A 21,914-nucleotide genomic window follows, 5' to 3' on the forward strand; every position below is an offset into this window, starting at 1 on the left:
CAAAACAAAATAGGTTATAATTTTAGTTAAAGCATTAAATTTGCAAAATATACATATACAACACAATGACAATTTTACTACTTGGTTCTGGCGGAAGAGAACATGCTTTGGCATGGAAAATGATTCAAAGTTCTAAATGTTCTAAATTATTTGTAGCACCTGGAAATGCAGGAACTGCTGCTATTGCTAATAATATATCCTTAAATATTTTGGATTTTGATGCTTTAAAAACTTTTGCGCTTCAAGAAAAAGTAGATATGGTTGTTGTAGGTCCCGAAGATCCTTTGGTCTTAGGGATTTACGATTTCTTCCAAAAGGATGCTGCTTTAAATCATATTCCAGTTATTGGCCCTTCCAAAGTGGGAGCACAATTAGAAGGTAGTAAAGAATTTGCCAAAGAGTTTCTCATCAAACATAAAATCCCTACAGCTGCTTACGATAGTTTTACTAAAGAAACAGTTGAAAAAGGATGCCGATTTTTAGAAACATTACAACCACCTTATGTTTTAAAAGCAGATGGATTGGCAGCAGGAAAAGGCGTTTTGATTATTCAAAATTTAGAAGAAGCGAAAACTGAATTGCGCAATATGTTGGTTCATGCTAAATTTGGAACTGCAAGCGCTAAAGTGGTTATTGAAGAATTTCTTGACGGAATTGAACTTAGTTGTTTTGTTTTAACAGATGGTAAAAATTATAAAATTCTTCCAACCGCTAAAGATTACAAACGAATAGGAGAAGGAGATACTGGATTGAATACTGGCGGAATGGGAGCTGTTTCTCCAGTGCCATTTGCAGATGCTGTTTTGTTAGAAAAAATTGAAACTCGAATTGTAAAACCAACCATTGCTGGTTTACAACAAGATGGAATTGAATATAAAGGGTTTGTTTTTATAGGATTAATAAATGTAAAAGGCGAACCAATTGTAATTGAATACAATGTTAGAATGGGAGATCCGGAAACCGAAGTGGTAATTCCGAGATTGAAAACGGATTTAGTAGAATTATTTCAAGCAGTTGGTAATCAAACCTTAGACCAAGTTGCTCTAGAAATTGACCAAAGAAGTGCAACTACAATAATGCTAGTTTCAGGGGGGTATCCTGAAGATTACGAAAAAGGATTTGAAATTTCGGGACTTGAAAATATAGAAGATTCGATAGCTTTTCATGCCGGAACGAAATTAGAAAACGGAAAAGTAGTAACTAATGGGGGTCGTGTAATAGCAATTACCTCATTTGGCGAAAGCTTTCCAGAAGCCATAAAAAAATCTTATCAAAACATAGACAAGCTACATTTTGATAAGATGTATTTTAGAAAAGATATTGGCTTTGACTTATTTTAAGAAAGAATGTGCCGTTGTATCTTGGTTTTCTTCATTGTTTTTTTGATGAAGAGATAATTGTTTACACCAGTAAATAACGTATCTAGCACACACCGCCATTAAGGTCCAGCTAACAATATTTGCTAACCACCAATTATCTAACTCTAATGCACGTAACCAATCTAGTGGTTTAAATAAAAAATCTACAAAAAGTGATTGAATTGCTTCGAAAAATGCTTTCATTTTTAAACAAGTGTTATATTTACATTCGCAAAAGTATAAAATATCCTCATGATAACAAGCATTTTTAAAAAATCTACACCAATTAATTATTCTCTGATGGGAATTTTAATGCTTTTGTTCTTTTTTATCTACCAATTTAGCAGCACAACTGGGATTCATTCGTTTGCAGATGTGTTGAAAACGAGCGGATTATTAGGTGTTTTGTATGCTTCGCTTTTCTTTTCTAATTTTATTGTTAAAAAAAACGGATTGACCAAAGACAGCTCTTATACGATCCTTTTTTATTTTATTTTCTTATTGTTTTTCCCAAAAATATTTAACAACATCAATTTATTACTTGCTAATTTTTTTATATTATTATCTATGAGAAGATTGTTCTCTTTGCAAACCCTAAAAGCTCCAAAGGAAAAAATATTTGATGCCTCCTTGTGGATATTTGTAGCAAGTTTGTTTCATTTTTGGGCAATTATTTTTCTAGTACTAGTTTATATTTCTATAATTTTTCATGTTTCTAGAGATTATAGAAATTGGTTAATTCCTTTTGTAGCTGCATTTGTAGTTGCTACACTATTCGTTTTATACGACCTAATTCTAGATAAAGCTGCCATAAACAACTATTTGCAAACAGAGGTAATGAATTACAACTTGGATTATTTTACCAATCAATTACAAAATATAGCTTTCTCTATTTTTGCGGTTTTCTTGGTGTTTTTTATATTTCCGTTTGCTTTTTCAATAAATAACAAACCTTTAAATCTTCAAGCATCCTACAAAAAAGTATTGTTTGCAGCATTATTTGGTATTATAATTTTCTTGATTTCAACTAATAAAAGCAGTGAAATGCTAGTATTTACTTTTCTTCCAATGGCAATAATTGCTACAAGTACTATAGAATATTTGCAAAATAAAATGCAGCAAGAAATAATATTGTTTGTTTCTATAGCCTGCGGATTGTTTTGTTTCTTTTCGCAATTATAATTTACTTCCGTAGGCTAAATCGCCAGCATCTCCTAGACCCGGAATAATGTAGTTTTTTTCATTCAATTTATCATCTAAAGCAGCAACCCAAAGATGGCAATTGTTCGGAAGGTTTTCTTCTAAATAGGCAATTCCTTCTGGAGCAGCAATGACAACTGCAATGTGAATTTCCTTCGGTTTTTGTTCCAAATGCAATTTATTTAAAACAGCTACGATGGATTGACCAGTGGCAAGCATAGGATCAATTAAAATAAGATTTTTGTTTTCAAAAGAAGGAGCCGCTTGATATTCCACCAAAATCTCAAAGAAATCATCATTATTTGGATGGTGACGATACGCTGATACAAACCCATTTTCGGCATTGTCAAAAATGTTCATAAAACCAGTGTGTAAAGCCAATCCAGCGCGAAGAATGGAACACAAAACTACATTATCGGCAATGGTTGTAGTGTGTTTAATGCCAAGTGGCGTTTGCACATCAATTGCTTTGTATTCTAGTGTTTTGCTCAATTCATACGCCATTATTTCACCAATGCGTTCAATGTTTTTTCTAAATCGCATGCTGTCTTTTTGGATGTTTACATCTCTAATTTGAGCCAAAAAATGATTAAGAATACTATTGTTTTCAGAAATATAATGAATTTGCATAAAAGTGATAATTTAGTATGTTTATGTAAAAGTATAAAAACTATCTTTGCACCCAAGACCTTTTGGTCAAATTGTATGAAATAAAATAAAATTTATAATTATGTTTTCAAAATTTGCCTATTCTATATTTGAACAAAGTATCCAGGATTATCACGTTCACGACAATGTAAACCAACCCATTAACAACCCGTATCCAAGCGATAAAATCGAACATTTATTGTATTTTAAAAACTGGGTAGACACTGTGCAATGGCATTATGAAGATATTATTCGGGATCCAAATATTGATCCAGTTGCCGCACTAACTTTAAAAAGAAAGATTGATGCTTCCAACCAAGAACGTACCGATATGGTAGAATATATTGACAGTTATTTCTTACAAAAATATGCTCATGTTACCGTTAATGAATCTGCTAAAATCAATTCAGAATCCCCAGCATGGACTATTGATAGATTGTCTATTTTGGCATTAAAAATTTACCACATGAACGAAGAAGCAACTCGCGCAGCGGCTTCACCAGAGCATAGAGCTAAATGCCAAGAAAAACTAAACGTACTTTTAGAACAACGTTCCGATTTATCTACAGCCATCGACGATTTATTGACCGATATTGAAAACGGAGATAAATTCATGAAGGTGTACAAACAAATGAAAATGTACAACGACGACGATTTGAATCCTGTTTTATATCAAAACAAAAAATAAATTTATATAACTTTAAACCATTAAGGTATTGAGATAATTAAGAAAAACTTAATGAAACTTAATACCTTAAAGGTTTTTAAAATAGTACCATTGTCCCACCACCACCCAAATATCGCAATTATAAGACTCTCGGCAATGGGCGACGTTGCCATGACAGTACCTGTTATTTTGGCATTGACGGCACAACATCCGGAAGTTAGAATAACGGTTGTTTCCAGACCTTTTTTTAAACCAATTTTCAAAAATATATCTAATGTAAAATTTCTTTCAGTCCATACTCATCATGAACATAATGGGCTTTTAGGAATTTTTAAATTATATAGAGATTTAAAAGCTCTTCGAGTTACTGAAATTGCCGATTTGCACAATGTGTTGCGGTCTAAAGTGTTGCGATTTTTATTTGCTTTAAGCGGAAAAAAAGTGGCATTTACTGATAAAGGTAGAGCCGAAAAGGCAGCCTTAACTAGTCTTACCCACAAGAAATTCCTTCCCTTAACAACAATGGTAGATAGGCATTTGGAAACTTTTAAAAAGTTGGGATATACTATTAATTTAGACACTCCTTATTTATTAAAACAAAATGTGATTCCTTTAAAAGCCATTGAAATTATTGGAGAAAAAAAGGAAAAATGGATTGGCATTGCGCCTTTTGCTCATTACTCTGGAAAAACCTATCCAATAGATTTAATGGAAAAAGTGATAGAAGAATTATCTAATAAAGAGGGGATTAAAATACTGCTTTTTGGGGGAGATTCGGATTTGGAACGCTTAGATACTTTGGTGAATCGAAAATCGAACGTTTTGAATTTTGCTAAAAAAATTTCCTTTAAAGAAGAACTGCACCTTATTTCTAATTTAGATGTAATGCTTTCTATGGACTCCGGAAATGCCCATCTTGCTGCTATTTATGGAGTGAAAACCATAACACTTTGGGGAGCAACCCATCCCTATGCCGGATTTGCACCTTATAATCAACCTTCCGAAAATTGTTTGGTTGCCGATAGAGAACACTATCCGTTGTTGCCCACTTCGGTTTATGGCAATAAAAAAGTTGCTGGATATGAAGATGCTATGCGAACTATTCCGGTAGAAAAAATAGTGTCTAGAGTACTATCGCAATTGGAGGATTAGAAATAAATTCGTTCTTCTCTACAACGATCATCAAGGTATTTTTTCAAATTTAAAACCGCATTTCTGTAATCGGGCGCTTCGTAATCAAATCGTTCGTGTTCGAGTTGTTGCTTTTGAATATCCTGACAAGAATTAGAAATTTCGCGAATAATTTCCAACAAAACTTTTTCCTTGCTTTTTCCTTTTTCAAATTTGAATTCCACAATTTCGTCTTGCAACTCTTCGCAATAGGCAATAAGTTGCTCTACTTCTGGCTCTTCCAAAAGATAGTCTTTGTCTTTAAATAATTGTCGGATGTTTTTCATATTCAAAAATCAATAGCAATAGCAAAATTCAATGGCAATATCAAAAGTCAATAGTAACAATCAATTTCAACCTAAAACTCACAACTCACAACTAAACATTATCAAAATCCACCAAAATCTCGCTAGAAGTTGGATGTGCTTGACAGGTTAAAATTAAACCTTCGGCTACTTCTTTATCGGTAAGGATGGAGTTCTTTTTCATTTCGGCTGTCCCTTTAGAGATACGGGCCAAACAACTGCTGCAAATTCCGCCTTGACAAGAATAGGGAGCATCGATACCTTGTTTTAAAGCAGCCTCCAAAATGGTTTGTTTCTGACTCATTTCAAATGTAGTTTCCTCGTCGTCTACCAAAATCGTAATTTTTGTATGCCCTTCGTGGGAACTTGCTTCGGCATTTTCGGTTCCGGAAGCAGTAAATAATTCAAATTTTATATTTTTATCAGCAACGTTGTGTTCTTTTAAAATGGTAGTTGCCATGTTGATCATTTCTTCTGGACCACACAAATAGAACTTGTCAAATTCTTTTTCTTTGTGTTTGTTGTTCAAAATAAAATTAAGATTCGACTTGTCAATTCTTCCAAAAAGTTCGTTTTCTACTTTGGCTTGACTGAATACATAATGCACAAAAAAGCGCCCAACATATTTTAATTGCAATTCGTGCAATTGATTATAAAAAATAGTTTCTTCGGGAGTTTTATTGCCATAAAGCAAAACGAAAGAACTCTTTGGTTCGTTTTCTAAAACCGATTGCAATATTGCCATCACTGGCGTAATACCACTTCCAGCCACTAGTGCAGCGTAGTTTTTATGTCTTTCGGCATTGGGTTCAAAAGTAAAGTTTCCTTCGGGTTGACCAACTTCTAATAGATCGCCAACGCTAAGATTTTCGTTAGCAAATTTTGAAAAAAGACCATTTTTAACTGCCTTAATTGCAATGCGTAATTCGCCACTATTGGGAGACGAACAAATGGAATAGGCGCGACGAATTTCGGTTCCGTCAAGCGTTAATTTCAAATTAATATATTGACCTGCAGTGAATTGGTAAGCAGATTGTAATTCGGTAGGAACATTAAAAACCACAGAAACTGCGCTAGGGGTTTCCCGTTTTATTTCTTTGATTTGTAATTTATAAAAAGATGCCATTGGGTTTTATTTTTTGCAAAGGTAAGAAACCAAATAGTTTTGTAAAAAAATAAATAATACATAAGAATACTATGTGTATAAATAACTTATGTATATTTGTACTTTAAAAAGAGATTGCTTCGTGCCTCACAATAACAAAAAAATGAAAAATTCGCAATTATATAAAGGAAGTTTGAACACCATAGTGATGAAACTTTTAGAAGAAAACGGCAGGATGTACGGCTATGAAATTACCCAAAAGGTAAAGGAAATTACTAGTGGAGAATTAAAAATAACCGAAGGCGCTTTGTATCCCGCTTTGCATAAATTGGAAGCCGAAGGAGTGCTAGAAGTGGAGGTTGAAAATGTAGACAATAGATTACGTAAGTATTATAAACTTACCGAAAAAGGCAGCCAAGAAACCATAAACCGATTGGCTGAATTGGAAGATTTTATTAGAAACATGCAAAGTTTAGTAAGTCCAAAATTTGACACAATATGAAACTTTCAAAAAAAAATATTTCATTGTTAGAGAATACCCTTATCAATAAATTTGGAGTTGTTTATTTAGACATACGTATAGAAATACTGGATCATTTAGCAATTGAATTGGAAGAAATTGATGGCGAGTTTGAAGATATTTTCCCAAATTTTATTGAAAGTAAAAAGGAGTTTATAAAGAAAACATATATTTCGTTAAATCAACAAAATTCTAGAACAGGGGCTAAACTGTTACTAAAAAATATTTTTTCAATAAAATTTATTTTATGTTTTATAGTGATGACGCTTTGTGTATCGCAGCTGGTAAATATAAAAGGGAAATTATGGTTTCTAGAAAATTTTGATGTTCTACCAATAATATTACCTGCACCAATTACATTTCTTATTCTGCTTAAGATGTTTTCTATTAAAAGAAAATCCTTCACAATATCTTTTTTCGGAATTACAAATTCTGTTTTTATGTCTTATATTTTTTTATTTATTCACCTGGTCAGAAAAGTAGATAATTTTTATTGGATTCCTATTTATTCTTTTTTCATCACGCTTTCAATTATTTACTATTACATGTATTTCGTTTACATAAAACACAATCAGAAGTCTATTTTATATTAAAAGAACATTTCCATACCTATGAAATTATCCAAAGAACAAATTGCAACAATAGAGGAAACGTTAGTTTTGAACGGAGTAGTCTATGACGACATAAAATTAGAATTGATAGATCATATAGCCTCGGATATAGAAGAAATAATAACGAAGCAAGGGGTTGTTTTTGAAATAGCACTAATCCATGCTTTTGATAAATGGGAAGTTCAGTTAAGACCAACGTCAAACCCTCTTTGGGCGCCTTCTTGGTTAAACGGGCCAAAATTGTTTATTGATAAATGGGTTAAAGAATCTAAACAGCAAATAGTATATTGGTTATTGTTAAGTGTTGTTATTTCTTTATTAACTGCTTGGATAATAATGAAAAATAAATCAAGTATGTTTTTAGTTCAAATAGAAAAAGGATATGAAATACTTGTAATTGTGTTACTTGTATTTTTATTTATTGGGAGGTATTTTATTTTCAAATCTGCAACGAAAACAATTTTCAGTTACATGTTTAAAGTTCATTGTTTAGCTTCGGTAATTATATTGACAATTCTATTATTTAGTATAGAATTCGACTCGTATTTTATTTTTGCAGAGAATCAAAAGTTCATTATGAGACGTTTATTTTTCTCGGTTTGGATTAATATTTGGTATGTTGTTTATTCAATTTATTCGTTTTATTTTTTGATCAATCATTTTCAATTCGAAAGAAAATTTGCTAAAGTTTAAACTATGAAACTAACAAAAGATGACATTGTATTTATTGACACTTATTTAATTAAAAATGAAGTGATTTATGTAGATATCCGTCTGGAAGTGCTAGACCATATTGCCTTAGCAGTAGAGCAAAAAATGGAAGTAGACAACCAAGATTTTTATGATGCTTTTAAAGATTTTATGGTACAACATAAAAAAGAAATTTTAAGAAACAATAAAACTCATTCAGGCTTTAATTTGCATGCTGCCCAAAATTTTTTACTTTTTTTAATAAAACCATATTGGTTGGTTTTTGTAGTGGTTTTGTTTCTTTTTTTTAAATATGTAAAGGTGAATTCTTACTTTTCTCAGAATTTCACATTTGGTAATTTAATTTTTGTAATGATTGCTTCTATTGCACTTTTTCAATTTGTTTATTTTTATGTTTATTTAAAAAAGCGATTTTATTCTATTGAAAAATCTGGTGCTGTTTTAGCTATTATATATTTTGCACAAATTTTCTTTTTACCCATTGTTGGTAAAGAAAATGTTCCAACAATTACCATTACAATTTTTTCTTTTCTCCTTTTTGGTTATGTTGTTTTCTTTATCAAGGAAATTATAAAATTCAATAAGCACCAATTTAATTACATTTAAGATGAAATTATCATCCGATCAAATCCAACAATTATACACTTTCACACAACAACATTATGTGGAATACTACGATTTGCAAAACGAATTGGTAGATCATTTAGCCAATTCTATTGAAGAACAATGGAAAGAAAATCCAAAACGTTCTTTGGAGGAAGCACTGCAAATGGAGTTCAAAAAATTTGGAATATTTGGGTTTAGTGATATTGTTGAACAACGCCAAAAAGCTATGAACAAAAAATACAATACCTTGATTTGGAAACATTTTAAAGAATTTTTTATACTTCCAAGAATTATTGCTACAGCATTAGTTTTTGTTCTTATTTATAAAATTACATCCATTACAAAATACCAAGAGGTATTTATTTTTGGCTTACTATCAATTTTGATGTTGAGTGTTTTCATTAATTTAATTATTTCTCACAATAAACTCAAAGCCAAATTTGTTGCAACCCAAAAGAAGTGGCTCTTTGAAGACGTAATTTATAGATGTGGAAATGTTATGGCTTTTGTTCAATTGCCGTTGCAATTTTTAATCCGCATAGGAGGGATGAGTGAATCTAATAAAATGACCCCTTTACATTTAGCGCTCTTTAGTTTGATTACCGGTTTGCTTTTTATTATAGCCTACATCATTCAATTTGTGATTCCCTCCAAAGCATCCGAATATCTTAAACAAACCTATCCGGAATACGATTTGCTTTCCTAATTTGTAACAAATTCCTATATTTATAAACTAATAAATAAACTTTAATTCCGTAATATATGTTCAAACATTTTATCGTTCTAGAATGGAAATCCTTTTTTCGTTCGGCATCTTTTGGAACCAATGTAGTGCTCAAGGTTTTCATGGTACTCTTGGCTTTATATTTTATGGCAATGTTTCTTGGCTTGGGTTTCGGGATTTTTCCGATTCTTGAAGATATGGGATTGAATCCGTTTACCACCGTAAATAAATACCTGATTTATTATTTTGTTTTCGACTTGGTAATTCGTTTTTTCCTGCAAAAAATGCCGGTAATGAACATCCGACCTTTATTGGCTTTGCCCATAAAACGGAATACCATAGTGCATTTTGCTTTAGCAAAAACCTCAATTTCGTTCTTCAATTTGTTGCATTCGTTTTTCTTTATTCCGTTTTCAATCATGTTGGTGCTCAATCATTATTCGCTTCCGAGTGTAATTCTTTGGCATTTGGGCATCTTCGGAATTATCTATGCCAACAACTTTATTAATGTTTTACTCAACAATAAAGACAGCATTTTTTATCCTATTGTGGGCTTAGTTGTTGGTTGCGGAATTGCACAATATTACAAAGTATTTGACATTACCATTTACACGGCTCCTTTTTTTGAAGGGTTTTACAAAACCAGTTATTTAGCTATATTGCCATTAGTAATTGCAGTAGCATGGTATTATTTTGCGTTTAAATTTTTCAAAAATAACTTAAATTTAGATGAAGGTTTGGCTACCAAAAGTGCCGTTGCCAAAACCGAAAATTTCAATTGGTTAAATCGATTCGGAACCTTAGGAACGTTCTTAAAAAACGATATTAAAATGATAAAAAGAAACAAGCGTTCTAGAACTACTGTTTTAATGAGTTTTCTGTTCTTGTTTTATGGTTTTATATTCTTTAATAACCCTACCCAACCGGCTGTGATGGGAATTTTTGCAGGAATTTTTGTTTCAGGTGGTTTTCTTTTCACTTTCGGACAATTTGTACCAAGTTGGGATAGTGCCTATTACCAATTAATGATGAGTCAGAACATTCAATACAAAGAATATTTAAGTTCCAAATGGTGGTTGGTGGTTATTGCTACAGCAATTTCTACATTATTGGCTTCTTTTTATCTCTTTTTCGGATGGCATACCTACCTCTTAGTTTTAGTTGGAGCTGTTTATAATATTGGAGTAAATTCGCATTTGGTTTTGCTTGGAGGTGCCTTTGTAAAAACCCCAATAGATCTTTCCACTGCCACAAAAGCATTTGGCGACAAGCAAGCCTTTAATATGAAAACAATGCTTTTAACAATTCCTAAATTATTGCTTCCAATTTTACTTTACGGACTTGGAAAATCATTTTTTAATGATACTATAGGGCTTTTATTCGTTGCTGTTGCAGGAGTTTTAGGATTTGCTTTTAGAGGGAAAGTCTTTAATTGGATTGAAAAAATCTATAAAACAGAAAAATACGCAACCATCGCTGCCTATAAACAGAAAAATTAGTGCTCAGTAATTGCATCCACTAAACTTATAAACTCATAAACTTCTAATCTAAAAAAGATGATACAAGTAAACAATCTTACCAAAACTTATAACAACGGAGTTAAAGTATTACATATTTCTAATTTGGAAATTCCAAAAGGGCAAAGTTTTGGCCTTGTCGGAAATAACGGTGCCGGAAAAACCACCTTTTTCAGTTTGTTGTTAGATTTAATTCAGCCTACTTCGGGCTTTATAAAAAACAACGACATCCAAGTAAATACGAGTGAAGCATGGAAACCTTTCACATCCGCATTTATCGACGAAAGTTTTTTAATTAGCTATTTAACCGCCGAAGAATATTTTTATTTTATTGGCGATTTACGCAATCAAAATAAAGCCGATGTAGACGCTTTGCTTAATAAACACAAAGAATTTTTTAATGATGAAATTCTAAACAGTAAAAAATATTTGAGAGATTTATCTAAAGGAAACATGAAAAAAGTAGGAATAATCGCTGCTTTAATTGGAAATCCAGAAGTGATAATTCTTGACGAACCTTTTGCAAATTTAGATCCAACAACTGTAAACCGATTAAAAAAAATAATCAAAGAATTGTCAGAAAATCCAGACGTTACCGTTTTGGTTTCTAGCCACGATTTAGTGCACACTGTTGAGGTTTGCGAACGGATAGTTGCTTTAAATAAAGGAGAAGTGGTAAAAGACATTGTAACATCGGGAGAAACTTTAAAAGAATTAGAAGCATTTTTTGCAGTATAATTTTCTTTTGAATTATTAAAAAATCTACAGAATATTTTAATGTTCTGTAGATTTCTTGTTTAAAAAAATGCCTTATTTATTTTAAGGTATCAAAAAGAAACGTAATTTTACCAGTTAGTTATACTAAAATCGACTTTTTTAAGTTAATGATTAAAACGCTTTGCAATTGAAAACTAGTACTCTTACATACACCATCTTAAGCACAATAGCACTTTTTTTTGTAGCCTGTTCTACTAAAAAAAACACTTTTGTTTCCCGAAATTATAATGCTTTAACTACTAAAGACAATGTTCTTTACAATGGAAACCTTGCATTGGATAAAGGAATTATTGATTTGAAATCCCAGTATAAAGATAATTTTTGGGAAATCCTTCCGGTAGAGCGCATGCAAATTTCGGAAGAGCAAATGACGCCCGGCCAAGCCAAAAACCCTAATTTTGAAAAAGCCGAAACCAAAGCAACCAAGGCAATTCAAAAACATTCGATGAATATTGAAGGGTCAGAAAAAAACCCTCAAATGGACGAGGCGCATCTATTGTTAGGAAAAACAAGATATTACGACCAACGATTTGTTCCGGCATTAGAAGCATTTAATTATGTGTTGTATAAATATCCTACAAGTGATAAAATTCATGAAGTGAAAATTTGGAGAGAAAAAACCAACATGCGAATGGATAATGATGCCGCAGCAGTTGTAAATCTTAAAAAATTATTGACCGAAATAAAATTTAAAGATCAAATTTTTGCCGATGCCAATGCCACTATAGCGCAAGCTTATGTTAACTTGGAGGAGAATAAAAATGCCTTAGCCAAGTTGAAAATTGCTACACAATTTACAAAATCTAGCGAAGAAAAAGCACGTTACCGATTTATTGAAGCCCAAATTTACGAGCGATTGGGGTACAAAGACAGTGCCTATGCCAAATATCAAGAAGTTATTGATATGAAACGCAAATCGGCAAGACAGTATGTTATTCAGGCACATGCTCGTCAAGCATCCCAATTTGATTTTAAAAAAGGAGATACTTTGGCATTTTTAGAAAAATACGATAAATTATTAAAAGACAGAGAAAACCGTCCGTTTCTAGATGTGTTGAACCACCAGATGGCATTGTTTTATGACAAACAAAACAAACCAGAAACCGCTGTTGTTTATTATAACAAGTCGCTAAGGAAAAAATCGGATGACAGTTATTTAATCGCATCCAACTTTAGAAACCTTGCCGATATTTATTTCAATAAAGCAAAATATGTTTTAGCAGGCAAATATTTTGATAGTACGCTAACGGTTTTAAATTCTAAAACTAGAGAATTTAAATTGATTACTAAAAAAAGAGAAAATCTAGAAGATGTAATTAAATTTGAAGGTATTGCCCAACGTAACGATAGTATTTTAAAAATTGCTTCTTTATCTAAAGAGGGAAAAGAAAAATATTTTAAAGAGCACATCGAAACTTTAAAAAAGGAAGATGCCAAAAAATTAGAACTTGCTAAAAAAGCTGCAAAAGACAATGCAATTGCTGACGCAAATAAAGATTCGAATGGCAAAGATTCTGCAGCAGACAATGCTCCAGCAACTAAACCAATAGCGCCAATTGCTTTAAATTCCGATTCGGGAAGCACTTTTTATTTTTATAATCCTTCCACTGTTGCTTTTGGAGTTGTAGAATTTAAGAAAAAATGGGGTGATCGTGCGCATGTTCTCAATTGGAGATTGGCTAAAGAAGGAGTAAAAGACGACCAAAACCCAGAGGACGCGAAAGATGCAATAACATCAGATGGTGACCAATCGAAAGAACTAAACGAAAAATATTCTACTAATTTTTATCTAAAACAAATTCCATCCTCCACTAAAATTTTGGATAGTATTGGAAAAGAACGAAATTTTGCCTACTACCAATTGGGAGTTATTTATAAAGAAAAATTTAAAGAATACCAAAGAGCCGCGGATAAGTTGGAAAAATTATTAGACAACAAGCCCGAAGAGCGTCTTGTATTGCCAGCGATGTATAACTTATACAAAATTTATGAAATTATAGATAAGGAAAAAGCGCTTGCTATGAAATCTAAAATTTTAGCACAATATCCGGATTCTCGTTATGCACAAATTTTAAGCAATTCGGGAGGCGGAAATTTAGCTAGTTCTACACCAGAAATTGCTTACGATGCCTTGTATAAAGAGCACGAAAAGGAGAAATATCGAGAAATACTCCCTAAAATTGAAGCTGCAATTGAACAATTTACAGGAGAAGATATGTTGCCTAAATTTGAATTATTAAAAGCCAATGTTATAGGAAAACTAAAAGGGGTAGCCGAATTTAAAAAAGCCTTGAACTATGTAGCCTTGACCTATCCAAATAGTGAAGAAGGAAAATCTACCGAAGTTTTTATTGCTACTAAAATTCCGTATTTGGAATCGTTGTCTTTTAATTCAGAATTTCCATTGTCTTGGAATATTTTATACAAAGCAGACGATTTGAATTCTAAAAACTCCAAAGATATTTTAGCAAAAATCACAAAATTTGCCAAAGAAAGAACAATAGAAAGGTTAACCGTATCAACGGATCTTTATACTATTGATAAAAACTTTTTGGTAATTCACGGAATTAAAACCGCCGAAAGTGCCAAAGGAATTGAGCAGGTTTTGAAAGAATACAAAGAATACAAAATTTCCGAACCAGGAATTGTTATCTCTAGCGAAAACTATAAAGTGGTTCAGGTTAAGAAGAATATCGATGATTATGTTGCTGGAGATTGGTTAAACAAACCTATAGTTCCTATTCAGCGGGACATTGCGGTTCCAGAAACTAAATCGATAAACAATAAAAAGGAAAAAGGAAAGCCAAACGAGGAAGTCGAAGGTTCACCAGACGCAAATGAACCTCCTGCGTTTAATGGAAAACAAAAAATGGACACTAATCCAACGGATAATAATTTGGATATGGAAACCCCAAAATCAGAAAATCTTGGTTTCCCCAAAAAACCATAATATATGTTTGATAAAAAACCAAAATCCTATACCGACTTGTTGGGAAAAACCAACCGAATTGTAGAGGGAACTACTATTAAAGGAGATATTTCTTCCCCAGCCGATTTTAGATTGGATGGCCATTTAGTTGGAAATTTTGAATCGAAAGGAAAACTAGTAATTGGTCCTGCAGGAAGTGTAACGGGCGATATTGTTTGTAAAAATTGTGATATTGAAGGAAAATTTAACGGAAAAATTCAAGTTACCGAACTGCTAAACTTAAAATTAAAAGCCAGTGTTCATGGCGAAGTAGTATGTGGAAAACTTTCGGTAGAACCTGGAGCAGAGTTCAGCGCTAGTTGCATAATGCGTCCACATACTAAAAATAACCCATTAAATGAAATCCCAGTTGCCGAAAAAAAAGCCTAACAAATGGCTCGCATTAATCAATATTCCTATTCAAATGGGAGTGGTGATTTTTTTATTTTCACGTCTCGGAAATTGGCTAGATGAAAAATACCCCAATCCCAACACTTTATTTGTAAAAATTTTCACCATTCTTGGAGTGGCACTCGCTTTTTACAACATTAACCGACAATTAAAAGAAATCAACGAAGCGGATGATTAATACTTCCAAAATAAAACAATACCAACCCATTTTAGAAATCTTGATTGCTTCTATAAGTGCTTTTATAATTCATAAAGTAGCTTTCTTTTTTTTGAATTATCTAACTATTGAAAACACGTTCCAGTATCCGCTTTTTCAAGTTTATCTGTTTTTTTTAATTTGCTCTATTAGCATTGTTTTTATATTAATTCAAGTTAAAAAAAGAGACCTAAATAATGTAGGTAATGGCTTTCTTTTGCTTACACTTCTTAAAATAGGGATTGCTTTTCTATTTGCAAATCCAATTGTATCCTCTGCTAGTATGTTTAAAGAAATAGAACGGATGGATTTTTTCATAGTATTTGCTATATTTTTAACAATAGAAACCATAGTAACTATTAGAATATTAAATAATAAGCAATGAAATTGAGTTAAATCAACAATTCCGGCAAAAAATTCCCAATTATACTTTTGCATATTAATAAAAAATGTACCTTTGCACCAAATTTCAAAGTAGAATTTAAGATAATATTCAGTTATGGTGTTTTCAAAAAAATCGATTCCGTTTTTTATAGCAATTCTAATAGCATTTTTGCCATTAAATGGTAAAGCCACTACACAAGATACTGTAGCAGTAAAAAAAGAAGTTATTGTAGTTGAAAAGAAAGAAGTAAAAGACGAAGCTGCCGAAAAGCAAGAAAAAATTGATGAGGTTATTGGGCATCACGTTCTAGACGGGCACAGTTTTACATTATTTGCAGACGAAGCTGAAAAAGCACACTATGGTTTTTCTTTACCAATTATTATTTGGGATAATGGAATTCAATTATTTTCTTCTTCTAAATTCCACAATGGAGAATCCGTTGCCGAATCTAACGGAAACTACTACTTCTTACACCACGAAAAAATATACAAAACCGATGCTGCAGGAAAACTAAACACCGAATTAGTTGAAGGAGAAGAGCATGTTACTAACGCACAACCATTAGATTTTTCTATAACTAAAGGAGTACTAACTATTATAGTAGTAGCATTATTAATGTTATTGTTGTTTGTTAGTTTGGCAAAATCGTATGCTAAAAACGGAGGAATTTCTTCTGGAGTTGGACGCTTTTTTGAACCAATTGTTTTGTACGTTCGTGATGAAATTGCAATTCCGAATATTGGTGAAAAACACTATAAAAAATACATGAGCTTTTTATTAACCATCTTCTTTTTTATATGGTTTTTAAATATTTTCGGATTAACTCCACTAGGAATTAACGTAACCGGAAACATAGCAGTAACAGCAGGATTGGCAATTATTACCTATTTAATAACTACCTTCACTGCCAAGAAAGATTATTGGATGCATATTTTTTGGATGCCTGGAGTACCAGTTCCAATGAAAATTATTTTAGCACCAATTGAATTATTAGGAACTATCATCAAACCATTTTCACTTATGATACGTTTGTATGCCAACATTTTTGCTGGACATATTGTATTAATGAGTTTAGTTGCCTTGATGTTTATTTTCCACAATTGGGTAGGAAGTAGCATGTCGTTCTTATTGTCCTTTGCAATTTCATTAATTGAAATTCTAGTGGCATTATTACAAGCTTACATATTTACCATGTTATCTGCTTTATATTTTGGAGCTGCTTCAGAAGAGCACCACCACGAAGAAGCACACCATTAAAATGTTTGTTGTTTGTTGTTAAGTGTTTGTTGTTTTCAACAAGTAATTTTAAACTACAAACCATAAACCCAACAAAGAATGTTTAATTAAATATATATACATTATGGAAGGAAATCTTCACCTTATTGGAGCTGGATTAGTAGTAATCGGAGCAGGTTTAGGTATCGGTAGAATCGGTGGATCTGCAATGGACGCTATTGCTCGTCAACCAGAAGCTACTGGAAAAATTCAAACAGCTATGCTTATTGCAGCAGCTCTTATTGAAGGAATTGGTTTTGCTGCATTGTTCGCAGTAAAATAAAAAAAATTAAAAGCCATAACGGTTGGTTATGGCTTTTATTTAAAATTTTAAAATTAAAGAATAATTATATACTATGGATAAGTTAATAAATGATTTTTCGTTTGGATTGTTTATCTGGCAAACAGTAATCTTTTTAGGTTTGATTTTCCTTTTGAAAAAGTTTGCATGGAAACCAATTTTGGATGCAGTTAACGAAAGAGAAGAAGGAATTAAAAATGCGTTACTATCTGCAGAAAGCGCTAAAAAAGAAATGCAAAATCTTAAATCGGATAATCAAAAATTATTAGCCGAAGCAAGAGCAGAACGCGATTCATTAATGAAAGAAGCTCGTGAAATCAAAGACAAAATGATTAACGACGCTAAAACCGAAGCGCAAGCAGCTGGTGAAAAAATGATTGCACAAGCAAAAGCAGCTATTGAAAGCGAAAAAAATGCAGCAATGACCGACTTGAAAAACCAAGTTTCTTCATTGTCTTTAGAAATTGCTGAGAAAGTATTAAGAGACGAATTATCTAACAAAGATTCTCAAACTAAATTAGTAGAGAAAATGTTGGGTGACGCTAAATTAAACTAATCATTATGTCTAGAGCAGCGATTAGATACGCCAAAGCAATATTAGACATTGCGCAAACTTCTGGAAAAGCAGATGCTGTAAATAACGATATGAAATCTATTGTTACTGCAGTATCCGAAAGTGCAGATTTAAAAGATTTTCTAACCAGTCCTATTATTAAAATAGAGGTTAAAAAATCAGCCTTGTCTGAAATATTTTCAAATGTTGAAAAAGAAACGAATAGTTTGTTTCATTTGTTATTTGAAAACAAAAGATTTGAAATACTAGAAGCAATAGCAATTCAATACAATAAATTGTTTGACGAAAGTAACGGAATAGAAGTTGCCAAAGTAACTACAGCATTCCCAATTACTGCCGAATTAGAAACTAAAGTATTGGCTAAAATTGCTGAGTTTTCCAATAAGAAAATTACCATTCAAAATATAATAGATCCTACAATTATTGGTGGATTTATATTAAGAGTAGGAGACCAACAATACAATGCTTCTGTAGCAAGCAAATTAAGTGAATTAAAAAGAGAGTTTAGCAATTAGAATTCCATTAAAGATATATCAAAATGGCAGAAATTAAACCAGCTGAAATTACAGCAATATTAAAAAAACAATTATCTGGTTTTGAATCAGGTGCAAGTTTAGAAGAAGTAGGAACTGTACTTCAAGTGGGTGACGGTATCGCTCGTGTTTACGGTTTATCCAATGCTCAATATGGTGAGTTAGTACAATTCGACAACGGATTGGAAGCTATCGTATTGAACTTAGAAGAAGACAACGTTGGGGTGGTACTTTTAGGACCATCTACTGGAATCAGAGAAGGTTCAACAGTAAAAAGAACACAACGTATTGCTTCTTTAAAAGTTGGAGAACAAATTGTTGGTCGTGTTGTAAATACACTAGGAGAACCAATTGATGGTAAAGGACCAATCGGTGGCGAACTATACGAAATGCCATTAGAAAGAAAAGCTCCTGGAGTTATCTTTCGTCAACCAGTAACTGAACCATTACAAACTGGTATCAAAGCAGTAGATGCTATGATTCCTGTAGGTCGTGGACAACGTGAGTTGGTTATTGGTGACCGTCAAACAGGTAAATCAACGGTTTGTATTGACACTATCTTAAATCAAAAAGAATTTTACGACGCTGGAAAACCAGTATTTTGTATCTATGTTGCTATCGGACAAAAAGCTTCGACAGTGGCAGGAATTGCAAAAATGTTAGAAGAAAAAGGAGCAATGGCTTATACCGTAATTGTAGCAGCTAATGCATCTGATCCTGCACCAATGCAAGTATACGCACCAATGGCCGGAGCTGCAATCGGAGAATATTTCCGTGATTCAGGTCGTCCAGCTTTAATTGTTTATGATGATTTATCTAAACAAGCAGTAGCTTACCGTGAGGTATCTCTATTATTAAGAAGACCTCCAGGTCGTGAGGCTTATCCTGGTGACGTTTTTTACTTACACTCTCGTTTATTAGAAAGAGCTTGTAAAGTAATTGCCGATGATGATATTGCTAAAAATATGAACGACTTACCAGATACTTTAAAAGGTATCGTAAAAGGTGGTGGATCCTTAACAGCTTTACCAATTATTGAAACACAAGCGGGTGACGTTTCTGCATACATCCCAACCAACGTAATTTCGATTACTGACGGACAAATCTTCTTAGATGGAGATTTATTCAACTCTGGAGTTCGTCCTGCAATTAACGTAGGTATTTCAGTATCTCGTGTTGGAGGTAATGCACAAATTAAATCTATGAAAAAAGTAGCAGGTACTTTAAAATTAGACCAAGCACAATACCGTGAGTTAGAAGCTTTCGCAAAATTTGGTTCTGATTTAGATGCTGTAACTTTAAACGTAATTGAAAAAGGAAAAAGAAATGTTGAGATTTTAAAACAAAACCTTAACGACCCTTATACCGTTGAAGATCAAGTAGCTATTATTTATGCAGGTTCTAAAAATTTATTGAGAAATGTTCCAGTAAATAAAGTAAAAGAATTTGAAAAAGATTTCTTAGAATATTTGAACAATACGCATAAAGATACATTGAATGCTTTAAAAGCTGGAAAATTGGACGATACCATTACAGATGTTATTGAAAAAGCAGCTAAAGAAATTTCAGCAAAATATAATTAAGAAGGAAGTTAGAAGCTGGAAGTAGGAAGTTAAATTCTTACTTCCAACTTCCGTCTTCAAACTCCTAACTTTTACAAAAAAATGGCAAACTTAAAGGAAATCCGTAATAGAATAACTTCCGTTTCATCTACGATGCAGATTACTTCTGCGATGAAAATGGTTTCTGCTGCAAAGTTGAAAAAAGCACAAGATGCAATTACAGCAATGCGCCCTTATGCCGAAAAATTAACGGAATTATTACAAAGTTTAAGCGCAACAATGGATGGTGAAGTAGGCGGAAGCTTTACTGCACAACGTGAAATAAACAAAGTTTTGATTGTAGCCATAACTTCGAACAGAGGATTGTGTGGTGCTTTTAATTCGAATGTTATCAAACAAGCTAAATTAATTGCAGATACTTATCCTGGAAAACAAGTTGATGTTTTTGCAATTGGTAAAAAAGGAAATGATGCTTTAGTAAAAACAAATACTATTGTTGGAAATAAAAGCGAAATTTTTGATGATTTAACTTTTGATAATGTTGCTAAAATAGCTCAAATCTTAACCGATAAGTTCATTTCTGGCGATTATGATACCATTCAAATCGTTTATAACGAATTTAAAAATGCTGCGACTCAAATAGTTCAAACGGAACAATTTTTACCATTAGCTCCAGTAAAATCAGATATTCCAGTAACTGCTGGTGATTATCTTTTTGAACCATCTAAAGAGGAAATTGTATTAACATTGATACCAAAATCGTTAAAAACACAATTGTACAAAGCAATTCGCGATTCATTTGCTTCCGAGCATGGAGCACGTATGACAGCAATGCACAAAGCAACCGATAATGCTACAGAATTAAGAGATCAATTAAAATTAACTTATAACAAAGCACGTCAAGCAGCAATTACTAACGAAATCCTTGAGATTGTTGGTGGAGCAGAAGCATTAAAAGGATAAAACCCCTTAGCCCCCGAAGGGTAAATAGAATAAAAAGCCAGCAAAATTTGTTGGCTTTTTTGTTTTTTATTCAAAATACTAATTACAATTCATTAAATTTGTTTTTTAATAAATACGGAGATGGGAATAGTTACAAATTTTTCGGATTTAGATTTAACCAAAACGTATAGTTATGCTGACTATTTGTTGTGGCAATTTCAGGATCGTGTAGAATTGATAAAAGGATTTATTCAAAAAATGAGTCCTGCTCCTGGGATGGTACATCAAAGAATATCAAATAACCTCTCCTTTGAACTAAACAATTACTTTAAACGAAAAGACTGCGATGTTTTTGTAGCTCCTTTTGATGTCCGATTACCAATTCCATCAACTAAAAAAGACACTACTGTAGTTCAACCTGATTTGTGTATTATTTGTGATGAACGTAAGCTAGATGCAAGAGGTTGTAATGGAACACCAGATTTGATGGTTGAAATAATATCCCAAAACAATAGTACACACGACGTGCATACCAAGTTTAATTTATATCAAGAAGCAGGTGTAAAAGAATATTGGATTATTGAACCGATTGATAAAATTATTTTTGTTTACACTTTAATCAATAATGAATTCATTGGTTTGAAACCACAAGTCGAAGGAGAAAATATAAAAAGCCCTTTGTTTCCAGAATTAGTTATTGCTTTAGAAGATGTTTTTTATAAGGTATAGAGAACAAAAAAGACATACATAAAAGCACGTCAAGCTGCAATTACTAACGAAATCCTTGAGATTGTTGGTGGAGCAGAAGCGTTAAAAGGATAATTTTAAATTAAAATAAATTCAAAAGA

At 32.4% G+C, this 21,914-nt stretch carries 26 protein-coding genes and 1 pseudogene; 23 read left to right on the forward strand and 4 right to left on the reverse strand.

The genetic code is table 11. From position 1 onward, the window contains the following. Window positions 1-65 precede the first annotated feature (65 nt). The gene (purD, locus tag ACIQ2J_RS01275; protein ID WP_396165739.1) at window positions 66-1,340 is read left to right on the forward strand and encodes a phosphoribosylamine--glycine ligase; all 1,275 of its coding nucleotides are present in this window, start codon (window positions 66-68) and stop codon (window positions 1,338-1,340) included. Here purD and ACIQ2J_RS01280 read toward each other — a convergent pair. Continuing rightward, the gene (locus ACIQ2J_RS01280) at window positions 1,332-1,562 is read right to left on the reverse strand and encodes a uracil phosphoribosyltransferase (RefSeq protein WP_396165741.1); all 231 of its coding nucleotides are present in this window, start codon (window positions 1,560-1,562) and stop codon (window positions 1,332-1,334) included. The two genes, purD and ACIQ2J_RS01280, sit on opposite strands and share 9 nt — an antisense overlap. A 48-nt stretch (window positions 1,563-1,610) precedes the next feature. Here ACIQ2J_RS01280 and ACIQ2J_RS01285 point away from each other — a divergent pair, with 48 nt between their 5' ends. Then, window positions 1,611-2,540, forward strand: a complete 930-nt coding sequence (locus tag ACIQ2J_RS01285; protein ID WP_396165743.1) for a DUF6427 family protein — start codon at window positions 1,611-1,613, stop codon at window positions 2,538-2,540. Here ACIQ2J_RS01285 and upp read toward each other — a convergent pair. Beyond that, window positions 2,535-3,188, reverse strand: a complete 654-nt coding sequence (gene upp / locus ACIQ2J_RS01290) for a uracil phosphoribosyltransferase (RefSeq protein WP_396165745.1) — start codon at window positions 3,186-3,188, stop codon at window positions 2,535-2,537. The two genes, ACIQ2J_RS01285 and upp, sit on opposite strands and share 6 nt — an antisense overlap. 100 nt (window positions 3,189-3,288) lie before the next feature. Here upp and ACIQ2J_RS01295 point away from each other — a divergent pair, with 100 nt between their 5' ends. Both ACIQ2J_RS01295 and ACIQ2J_RS01300 read left to right on the forward strand, forming a co-directional pair. Beyond that, the gene (locus tag ACIQ2J_RS01295) at window positions 3,289-3,894 is read left to right on the forward strand and encodes a DUF4254 domain-containing protein (RefSeq protein ID WP_396165747.1); all 606 of its coding nucleotides are present in this window, start codon (window positions 3,289-3,291) and stop codon (window positions 3,892-3,894) included. Window positions 3,895-3,945: 51 nt separating this feature from the next. Then, window positions 3,946-5,025, forward strand: a complete 1,080-nt coding sequence (locus ACIQ2J_RS01300; protein ID WP_396165749.1) for a glycosyltransferase family 9 protein — start codon at window positions 3,946-3,948, stop codon at window positions 5,023-5,025. Here the strand turns inward: ACIQ2J_RS01300 and ACIQ2J_RS01305 are convergent. Together ACIQ2J_RS01305 and ACIQ2J_RS01310 are read right to left on the reverse strand one after the other, a co-directional pair. Then, entirely contained in the window at window positions 5,022-5,330 is a 309-nt protein-coding gene (locus ACIQ2J_RS01305; protein ID WP_396165752.1) for a hypothetical protein, read from the reverse strand. The genes ACIQ2J_RS01300 and ACIQ2J_RS01305 overlap by 4 nt on opposite strands. Window positions 5,331-5,421: 91 nt before the next feature. Continuing rightward, a complete protein-coding gene (locus ACIQ2J_RS01310; RefSeq protein WP_396165754.1) occupies window positions 5,422-6,474 on the reverse strand; it encodes a 2Fe-2S iron-sulfur cluster-binding protein in 1,053 nt (350 codons plus the stop codon). A gap of 142 nt (window positions 6,475-6,616) precedes the next feature. On the opposite strand from ACIQ2J_RS01310, the gene ACIQ2J_RS01315 reads away from it, so the two are divergent. The 19 genes and pseudogenes from ACIQ2J_RS01315 to ACIQ2J_RS01405 all read left to right on the forward strand — a co-directional run. Further along, window positions 6,617-6,955, forward strand: a complete 339-nt coding sequence (locus ACIQ2J_RS01315; RefSeq protein WP_396165757.1) for a PadR family transcriptional regulator — start codon at window positions 6,617-6,619, stop codon at window positions 6,953-6,955. Next, window positions 6,952-7,566: a hypothetical protein gene (locus ACIQ2J_RS01320; RefSeq protein ID WP_396165761.1), complete on the forward strand. Its 615-nt coding sequence runs from the start codon at window positions 6,952-6,954 to the stop codon at window positions 7,564-7,566. Before ACIQ2J_RS01315 ends, ACIQ2J_RS01320 begins: the two co-directional genes overlap by 4 nt. Before the next feature lie 18 nt (window positions 7,567-7,584). Then, window positions 7,585-8,277, forward strand: coding sequence for a hypothetical protein (locus ACIQ2J_RS01325; protein ID WP_396165763.1), 693 nt, complete (start codon window positions 7,585-7,587; stop codon window positions 8,275-8,277). Between the two features lie 3 nt (window positions 8,278-8,280). Next, complete coding sequence (locus ACIQ2J_RS01330) at window positions 8,281-8,901, forward strand: hypothetical protein (protein ID WP_396165765.1); 621 nt, start codon at window positions 8,281-8,283, stop codon at window positions 8,899-8,901. Window position 8,902: 1 nt separating this feature from the next. Next, complete coding sequence (locus tag ACIQ2J_RS01335) at window positions 8,903-9,607, forward strand: hypothetical protein (RefSeq protein WP_396165768.1); 705 nt, start codon at window positions 8,903-8,905, stop codon at window positions 9,605-9,607. Between the two features lie 56 nt (window positions 9,608-9,663). Next, entirely contained in the window at window positions 9,664-11,124 is a 1,461-nt protein-coding gene (locus ACIQ2J_RS01340) for a DUF5687 family protein (RefSeq protein WP_396165771.1), read from the forward strand. 57 nt (window positions 11,125-11,181) lie between these two features. Beyond that, the gene (locus ACIQ2J_RS01345; RefSeq protein WP_396165773.1) at window positions 11,182-11,880 is read left to right on the forward strand and encodes an ABC transporter ATP-binding protein; all 699 of its coding nucleotides are present in this window, start codon (window positions 11,182-11,184) and stop codon (window positions 11,878-11,880) included. Window positions 11,881-12,046: 166 nt separating this feature from the next. Then, on the forward strand, window positions 12,047-14,869 hold the full coding sequence (locus ACIQ2J_RS01350; RefSeq protein WP_396165776.1) for a gliding motility protein: 2,823 nt from the start codon (window positions 12,047-12,049) through the stop codon (window positions 14,867-14,869). A gap of 3 nt (window positions 14,870-14,872) precedes the next feature. Beyond that, complete coding sequence (locus ACIQ2J_RS01355) at window positions 14,873-15,277, forward strand: polymer-forming cytoskeletal protein (protein ID WP_396165778.1); 405 nt, start codon at window positions 14,873-14,875, stop codon at window positions 15,275-15,277. Then, on the forward strand, window positions 15,246-15,476 hold the full coding sequence (locus tag ACIQ2J_RS01360) for an AtpZ/AtpI family protein (RefSeq protein WP_396165779.1): 231 nt from the start codon (window positions 15,246-15,248) through the stop codon (window positions 15,474-15,476). Before ACIQ2J_RS01355 ends, ACIQ2J_RS01360 begins: the two co-directional genes overlap by 32 nt. After that, entirely contained in the window at window positions 15,469-15,879 is a 411-nt protein-coding gene (locus ACIQ2J_RS01365) for a hypothetical protein (protein WP_396165782.1), read from the forward strand. The genes ACIQ2J_RS01360 and ACIQ2J_RS01365 overlap by 8 nt, the downstream gene beginning before the upstream one ends. 114 nt (window positions 15,880-15,993) lie before the next feature. Continuing rightward, window positions 15,994-17,136, forward strand: a complete 1,143-nt coding sequence (atpB, locus tag ACIQ2J_RS01370; protein WP_396165785.1) for a F0F1 ATP synthase subunit A — start codon at window positions 15,994-15,996, stop codon at window positions 17,134-17,136. A gap of 103 nt (window positions 17,137-17,239) precedes the next feature. Continuing rightward, on the forward strand, window positions 17,240-17,437 hold the full coding sequence (gene atpE, locus ACIQ2J_RS01375) for an ATP synthase F0 subunit C (RefSeq protein ID WP_396165786.1): 198 nt from the start codon (window positions 17,240-17,242) through the stop codon (window positions 17,435-17,437). Window positions 17,438-17,510: 73 nt separating this feature from the next. Continuing rightward, entirely contained in the window at window positions 17,511-18,011 is a 501-nt protein-coding gene (locus ACIQ2J_RS01380; RefSeq protein ID WP_396165788.1) for a F0F1 ATP synthase subunit B, read from the forward strand. Then, a complete protein-coding gene (gene atpH, locus ACIQ2J_RS01385; protein ID WP_396166015.1) occupies window positions 18,011-18,544 on the forward strand; it encodes an ATP synthase F1 subunit delta in 534 nt (177 codons plus the stop codon). The genes ACIQ2J_RS01380 and atpH overlap by 1 nt, the downstream gene beginning before the upstream one ends. Window positions 18,545-18,567: 23 nt before the next feature. Beyond that, on the forward strand, window positions 18,568-20,145 hold the full coding sequence (atpA, locus tag ACIQ2J_RS01390; protein ID WP_396165792.1) for a F0F1 ATP synthase subunit alpha: 1,578 nt from the start codon (window positions 18,568-18,570) through the stop codon (window positions 20,143-20,145). 81 nt (window positions 20,146-20,226) lie between these two features. Further along, the gene (atpG, locus tag ACIQ2J_RS01395; protein ID WP_396165794.1) at window positions 20,227-21,087 is read left to right on the forward strand and encodes an ATP synthase F1 subunit gamma; all 861 of its coding nucleotides are present in this window, start codon (window positions 20,227-20,229) and stop codon (window positions 21,085-21,087) included. Window positions 21,088-21,207: 120 nt separating this feature from the next. Beyond that, window positions 21,208-21,795, forward strand: coding sequence for a Uma2 family endonuclease (locus ACIQ2J_RS01400; protein WP_396165796.1), 588 nt, complete (start codon window positions 21,208-21,210; stop codon window positions 21,793-21,795). Between the two features lie 6 nt (window positions 21,796-21,801). Next, window positions 21,802-21,888, forward strand: a pseudogene (locus ACIQ2J_RS01405) (F0F1 ATP synthase subunit gamma); the annotation flags it as partial. Window positions 21,889-21,914 lie beyond the last annotated feature (26 nt).

Origin of the sequence: Flavobacterium sp. (assembly GCF_044357305.1) — a bacterium.
In the GTDB taxonomy this organism is placed as follows: domain Bacteria; phylum Bacteroidota; class Bacteroidia; order Flavobacteriales; family Flavobacteriaceae; genus Flavobacterium.